9 protein-coding genes are annotated in these 6,935 nt (G+C 32.0%); 2 read left to right on the top strand and 7 right to left on the bottom strand.

The features are described 5' to 3' along the window. Window positions 1–321: 321 nt before the first annotated feature. Window positions 322–1,248, top strand: a complete 927-nt coding sequence (locus CLLU_RS17640; protein ID WP_106011077.1) for a site-specific integrase — start codon at window positions 322–324, stop codon at window positions 1,246–1,248. Here CLLU_RS17640 and CLLU_RS17635 read toward each other — a convergent pair. After that, entirely contained in the window at window positions 1,245–1,730 is a 486-nt protein-coding gene (locus CLLU_RS17635; protein ID WP_276329485.1) for a restriction endonuclease subunit S, read from the bottom strand. The genes CLLU_RS17640 and CLLU_RS17635 overlap by 4 nt on opposite strands. A 492-nt stretch (window positions 1,731–2,222) precedes the next feature. On the opposite strand from CLLU_RS17635, the gene CLLU_RS17630 reads away from it, so the two are divergent. Beyond that, the gene (locus CLLU_RS17630) at window positions 2,223–3,167 is read left to right on the top strand and encodes an IS982 family transposase (RefSeq protein WP_106011076.1); all 945 of its coding nucleotides are present in this window, start codon (window positions 2,223–2,225) and stop codon (window positions 3,165–3,167) included. A gap of 88 nt (window positions 3,168–3,255) precedes the next feature. Here CLLU_RS17630 and CLLU_RS17625 read toward each other — a convergent pair whose 3' ends face one another. The 6 genes from CLLU_RS17625 to CLLU_RS17600 all read right to left on the bottom strand — a co-directional run. Further along, window positions 3,256–3,555 carry a type II toxin-antitoxin system death-on-curing family toxin gene (locus CLLU_RS17625; RefSeq protein ID WP_207656029.1) on the bottom strand — a complete coding sequence of 100 codons (300 nt, stop codon included), beginning with the start codon at window positions 3,553–3,555 and terminating at the stop codon, window positions 3,256–3,258. After that, window positions 3,552–3,797 (bottom strand): type II toxin-antitoxin system prevent-host-death family antitoxin, encoded by a 246-nt coding sequence (locus CLLU_RS17620; protein ID WP_106011075.1) that lies wholly within the window; start codon window positions 3,795–3,797, stop codon window positions 3,552–3,554. Before CLLU_RS17620 ends, CLLU_RS17625 begins: the two co-directional genes overlap by 4 nt. Before the next feature lie 295 nt (window positions 3,798–4,092). Further along, window positions 4,093–4,428: a type II toxin-antitoxin system PemK/MazF family toxin gene (locus CLLU_RS17615; RefSeq protein WP_106011074.1), complete on the bottom strand. Its 336-nt coding sequence runs from the start codon at window positions 4,426–4,428 to the stop codon at window positions 4,093–4,095. Further along, the gene (locus CLLU_RS17610; RefSeq protein WP_106011073.1) at window positions 4,413–4,619 is read right to left on the bottom strand and encodes a DUF2281 domain-containing protein; all 207 of its coding nucleotides are present in this window, start codon (window positions 4,617–4,619) and stop codon (window positions 4,413–4,415) included. Before CLLU_RS17610 ends, CLLU_RS17615 begins: the two co-directional genes overlap by 16 nt. Window positions 4,620–5,005: 386 nt before the next feature. Next, window positions 5,006–6,595 (bottom strand): type I restriction-modification system subunit M, encoded by a 1,590-nt coding sequence (locus CLLU_RS17605; protein ID WP_106011072.1) that lies wholly within the window; start codon window positions 6,593–6,595, stop codon window positions 5,006–5,008. Window positions 6,596–6,747: 152 nt separating this feature from the next. Further along, window positions 6,748–6,935: restriction endonuclease subunit S (locus CLLU_RS17600; RefSeq protein WP_146127621.1), on the bottom strand; the 188-nt coding region annotated here is incomplete at its 5' end.

The raw sequence follows: 6,935 nt of genomic DNA, 5'->3' as shown, positions 1-6,935 counted from the left end.
TTACTATACAATATTATCGCTTAATTTTATACATTGAAATAGTTTTTTACAAATAAAATTGCTTCACTGTCCACATATTGATACTATTAAAATCCGCTATTTAAAACAACTTAACATTAAGATACCTGTTAAGAATGCTGCTGAGGTAAAAATTCCAACTACTAAATTCTGACATATGGTTATAATAAGAAAATAGATGTGTTTTTTCCAATTACTGATTTGCGCATACACTAATTATTTCGGAAAGAATTAAGCAGGCAGCATTTCATTTAAATGATCAGCGTTAGGCAGTTTTCGATAAATCAAAAGGAGAGATTAATAATGTTAGAAAAAGTAAAAGGAACCGATTTATTTTACCAATATTATTCACAATGGATTTCAGTATACAAAGATGGTGCTATAAGAAAAGTGACTATGGATAAATATCTTATGACTAAAAAGTGGCTTGAAAAACTTATTCCAAACCTTATAATTTGCGATTTAAACCGTATAACCTATCAGCAATTACTTAATGACTATGCTGCATGGCATGAGCGTCAAACGACGATGGATTTTCATCATCAATTAAAAGCTGCAATTTTGGATGCAGTGGATGAAGGTCTAATTGACAGGGATCCTACGCGAAAAGCAATAATCAAAGGGAAAACTCCAAAAGATAAAAAAATAAAATACCTGAATCAGTTTGAGCTGCATACTCTATTAAGCAATCTCGATTTAAAGCCTGAAGTAAGCTGGGATTGGTTCATACTATTAGTTGCAAAAACCGGGATGCGCTTTTCAGAAGCATTAGCGCTTACACCTAAAGATTTTGATTTTTCACATCAGATTCTTTCAATCAGTAAAACATGGGATTATAAAGGAAATGGCGGCTTTCTTCCAACAAAAAATCAATCCTCCGTACGCAAAGTAGAAATAGACTGGCAAACAGTAATTCAGTTTTCTGAGTTAATAAAGGGATTGCCGGAAGGCAGCCCTATATTTACAGAAAACAAAGTATATAATTCTACTGTTAATAACATATTAACAAGACACTGTAGGGATGCAAAGATTCCAGTAATTTCAATTCACGGATTACGCCACACCCATGCCTCTCTTTTGTTATTTGCCGGTGTATCAATTGCAAGTGTTGCCAGAAGGTTAGGGCATGCTAGTATGACAACAACCCAAAAAACCTATTTACACATTATTCAGGAACTTGAAAATAAAGATGTAGATTTGGTTATGCGTTCATTGTCAGGATTAAGTTAACTGGAAATCATTATCAGAAATGACTTACGCTGATGAAGGGTGATAAGGTGGTCAATATCTTGGAAAAAGTCACCTATTTGTTTCTGTTCCTTATAATCAGGTATCAAAACATCTACATTATTAATAGCAGTTTTGGATAAACTTGGCACACCTGTTGATTCATCTTTTTGTTTCCACTTTATATTTTGAAAAATATCATAAACAAAATTTAAATTATTATTATTCTCAGGAACCGCATAAAATAAGGTATCCACAGTCCAAAAAGGTGCTCTCAATATGTATGGTTTATCAATTGTACCTTTTCTCCCAATACCTATCGCATCTTCTTTATATGATAAAGCTTCATTCACACTTAGCATATATCCACCAGTTCCATAGACTGGAATTTTACCCTCTGAAAGGTGCTTATAGTCTCTCCCGCTTTTAACATCAACTATATTTTTTAGCTTACGCTGTTCCCAAGCAAGCGTAGGAAAGTAAATGCATTAGCTCCAGATTAAAATTCGAATTATTAATTCTTTCCTATAATCATAAAAACTCAATAGTATTTATATTTTTTAAATCAATTTTTAATCATATCAACAGGAGCTTCTGGTTTCTTATATTTTGCAATATCAATTAAAAGACAGATATCATAATTGGGTATAATCATACTTGTAAATTCATTAGCCGTTTAACTGTCTCCATAAGCGCTGTTAGATTCATGGTATCATCATTTTCTCAGGCATAATAAGCACCTACTATAAAAGTAAGTACCTATTTATGATTTTCTATCCATGATATTATATCTTTCTGATTTAACTTCCCGGATGCTATATCCACACCTAAATCCACTAATTCTTTTTGGGTAAATTCTAATTTAACCTGTTGTGCTAGTTAAATCACTAGCAAGATTTACAAATAGAAAATCTCCAGTATGATGTGTTAACCTATCATTGAAAAGCACGACCAATTCAATGAAGGAGGAAACATATATGCTAGAGATTTATAACAATGATTCTATCACAATTATAGAAGATTTAAAAGATTTTATAACTGTCATATTTGTTATAGTTGATGATATTTACCAAGAAGTAACTCCAACATATATTAAAAATCGGAGAAACAGTAATCATTCAATAATGACTGACAGTGAAATAATTACAGTTTCATTAGCTGGTGAGCTTATGTCAATTGATTCAGAGAATGCTTGGGTTGAATATTGTAAAAAAAATTTAAAAGAGTTATTTCCAAGCTTCTGCAGCCGAACTAGGTTCAATAGAACCCGAAGGGCATTATATAAAACAATAGAATTAATAAGACATAATCTCACAAAACTTATCAGATGTAATTACGATTTTTTTAGAATCGTAGATAGTATGCCTATATATGCTTGTAAATTTGGCAGAGCAAGATTTCATAAAACATATAGAAGCTATGCAGCCTATGGCAAGTGTGCTTCTAAAAAAGAAACTTTTTATGGATTTAAGCTACATTCCTTAATTACTTTTGATGGTTATATAACAGATTTTACATTAACATCAGCAAATATTGATGATAGAGAAGCATTATGGGATTTAACAAATAATATAAACTGTATAACCGTACTCGGTGATAAAGGATATATAGGTGATGATATTTGTTCAGATTTAAGTAAAGAGCGTAATATCAATCTTATATCCATGAAAAGAAACAATAGTAAATCACAATTACCTAAGCAATTAAGGCAGCAAATATTTAAGAAGAGAAGATTGATTGAAACAGTTAACTCTCAGCTCTCCGAGCAATTAAATATAGCCAGAGTACTTGCAAAATCACGTTTAGGACTTTTAGCAAGACTCGAAACAAAAATATTAGCTCATAATATATGCTGTTTTATAAATAAAGTTTTAAGAAAAAGCACAGATATATTAAAAATAAAACAATTGATATTTGGATAATATATCCACAAAAGTTAAGCTTAATTTTTATAGGCATGCTATGCATTATTTCAATGGAACAATAAACCTTAATGTGTATTTAAAGGAATTATGCTAATATAGCACAACGGGTTAATTTAATATTGTTATATTCAAGAAGCATAAGCATAACATATATTCCAGTTCTTTTATTACAATCCACAAATGCATGATTTTTTATTATATTAAAACAGATATTTGCGCATTTAGATTCAGCAGTTGGATATAAATCTTCCCCACCAAATGTAGCCCTGGAATTTTCTATTGATGATTTCAAAAGTTCTATATCCCTAATTCCTTTTGATCCTCCTGTAATACCTATCATCTTATCATGCAATTTTATTATATATTCCAAAGATATATATTTCATCTATCAGCCAGTTCCTTAAAAGCTTCTATATTTTCTTCAAGAATTTTATCCGCAATCCTATCAAGGGTCTGTTCTTCAGATACAGCTTCTTTAGTAAATTCTTCAAAGTCCAAAACTACATATTTGGGCTTGTTATTTTTCATAATAACTACCGATTTGTCCTCATCAACCATCTTGGCTATTTTAGAAAAATTCTGGTTAGCCTCTGACATTGAAACTATCTTTTTAGTATTTACCAGCATTGAAACCCCTCCTAACACTATAATATGTTTATATTATACCATAAGTAGGATAAAAATATCCTACTTATATAAAATTTTAAATCGCATCTAACTCACACTGTTCCCAGCACCGGCAAATCTAAATTTTTACGCCTAAGATCTTCAATTGTTCATTAATCCTTGTTTCAAGTTAAACTCATTTTCCCTGATTTCCTCAATTGATGCCACATGGGCATTATTTAACGTCATATTGTTATATAGAGCAAACTGTCCTAAAAATCTTTTTATATAATAAGTTTTACTTATAACTTCATTTTTAGCCTTCTACGAAGATTCTAATAACCCTATCTGTTACCTCTTTTATTTTTTCTTCATTCAAATGCCCAATCTTATACAAAACTATATCTCTGTCAGCCGTAAATATCTTATTAGGTCTGATATTACTATTTTTTATCAATGATCCCTCTTCAAAGTCACTATTCTTCAATTTTATTGAATATGAATCAAATACATTTTGACTTGTTATTTGGGAAAGAATTAAATCATATCCTTCTAGATCAGCTAATACTAAGGCCGGTCTCTTCTTCGATTGCGATAAATCTGAAAAGGGAAAAGGTACAACAACTACATCACCCTTTATAAGTCTTTCCATGCTTTATCCTCCTCAGGTTTAAGCCAATCTTTTGCTAGATTCTCTTCACTTGCTAATGTTATATCATTTATCTTTAAATTGCTTTTTCTATTTTTTTTAAATTCTATATAATCTATATAATCAGCTACTTCCTGCAATAAGTAAGGTGGTAATGTTTCAATTTTTTTTACTAAGGCATCCTTATTAATCATATAAATCACCTTCCTGTATATTCTTTATTTTACTATTATTATACCATATTAACTAAAACATCATTGTCTAAATTCGTTGGTTTCATATTACAATGCCGTACCTTTTTTAGGAATATAGAAAAAATCCTGATATTCCCTTTCTATCTTTTAATAACTCTATTTTTCTGTCTATTCCGCCTGCATATCCCGTAAGGAACTTACCACCACTCACCAATGTTATTTTTCCAAGTGGTGAATTATATCTTTCGATATAATTTCATATTCTACACCTCGTCCATTTTCCCGTTTTTTATTGTTCCAACGGGAAAAAATTTGAAATCCGTATTCTTTTAAGTTACTTTATCTGAAATTGCACCCAGCTCACACTGCTCCCAGCACCAGCAAATTTAAATTTTTACACCTAAAATCTTCAATTGTTCCTTAATCTTTGCTTCAAGTTCTGCAATTTCTTTATTGTCCTGTTCTAACTGCTTATTTACTTCTTCCAAATCAATTGGAACTTCTTCTTCAAAAGTATCAACATAACGTGGAATATTCAAGTTAAACTCATTTTCCCTGATTTCATCAATTGATGCCAAGTGAGCATATTTATCAACATCTTTGCGTTCCTTAAATGTATTGATGATTTTATCTATATTTTCATCATTCAAGTTATTTTGATTCTTTCCCTTTTCAAAATCACTGCTTGCATCAATAAATAATATGTCTTTAGTTTTACGATTCTTCTTAAATACCAAAATGATTGTAGGTATACTTGTCCCATAGAATAAGTTAGGCGGCAGACCAATAACTGTGTCAAGATAATTTTTTTCAATCAGAGTTTGACGGATTTTGCCTTCTGCTGCACCGCGAAACAGCACACCGTGAGGCAGAACAATAGCCATTGTGCCAGTGTTGTTTAAATGATATATACCGTGTAATACAAAAGCATAATCTGCTTTTGAGGCTGGTGCCAATTTCCCATAATCGCTAAAACGCGGATCTTTTAATTTAGTTTTATCATTATCCCATTTCGCAGAATACGGTGGATTTGCAACCACTGCATCAAAATTGCGCGGGTGGTCAATCCCTTTTCCATCTGGTCCATCCGGCCAATCGTTTTCCAGAGTATCAGCATTATTTAATGTCATATTGTTATAAGACACATTATGCATCATTAAGTTCATACGGGCCAAATTATATGTTGTTGTATTCAACTCCTGACCAAAATACTTCATAGGAGTACCATCAGACAATTCTTGTCCAACAGTAAGCAGTAAGGAACCCGAGCCCATTGCCGGGTCATATATATTGAAAAATTCATCCGATTTTTCTACACCGCTGGTGACTATTTTAGCTAAAATCTTACTTACTTGATGAGGTGTATAGAATTCCCCGCCCCTTTTACCAGCACTTGCAGCAAATTTACCGATTAAATATTCATATATTTCACCTAGAATGTCTTTCCCATCATCTCCCTTGTATTCAATTTCGTCCACTAACTTAACTACATTGTTAAGTGATTTTGCTCGTTCATTTGTAGAACTTCCAAGACGTGAATCTCCCAGGTTAATATCATTGAATATACCGCGAAAATCTTTCACCGCTTCTTTATTTAATTCCGCATTTTTATTAAAGTTATCAAAAATAGTCTGGTAGTCGCTGGGAATAACTTGTGAATCATTAATTTTATTAATCAAAGACTCCCATGTATCATTTGGCGCAATTGCATATCCCAAACTTGATGAAATATCTTGTAAATAGTCATCCAAATCTTCACCTGCCGCCTGTTTTAGATAAGCATCATTGATAGATTCTCCCTCTGCAATGTCAATAACATTATTTTTCACTAAATACTGCTCTTGATGTTCCGAAAGGTATCTATAAAACATAAATGCCAAGATATAGTTTTTGTACTCCGACGCATCCATTGTGCCGCGCAGTTCATTTGCCATGGCCCAAAGTTTACTGGTAATTGTTTGCATATTATCGCTCATTTTCTTAATTCCTTTCTCTTTTGAAATTATTTCATCCGATAGCTACCTGCCCTAATACTGCCAAAGTGACAGATAAGGGCAGCTACACTCCTGGATAACGATTTCTAAACTTCAGGTGGTGTCAAAAAAACACCTGAAACAAAGAACTCTGTTTATATAAACATCTGTTGTAGTAATGCTTTCTTTTGTTCTTTCAAATGATTTAACTTACGTTGATGAAGGGTGATAAGGTCGTCAAGTTCAATAAAAAATGCACCTATTTTCTTCTGTTCTTCATATTGGGGAAATTTAAATGGCAATGTTGCAAAATCTTTATAGCTAATACTTCTTCCATCTCTAA

Origin of the sequence: Clostridium luticellarii (assembly GCF_002995845.1) — a bacterium.
GTDB classification, from domain to species: Bacteria; Bacillota; Clostridia; order Clostridiales; family Clostridiaceae; genus Clostridium_B; species Clostridium_B luticellarii.
Note: the sequence above shows the minus strand (reverse complement) of the source record. Positions and strands in the feature narration are given on the sequence as shown.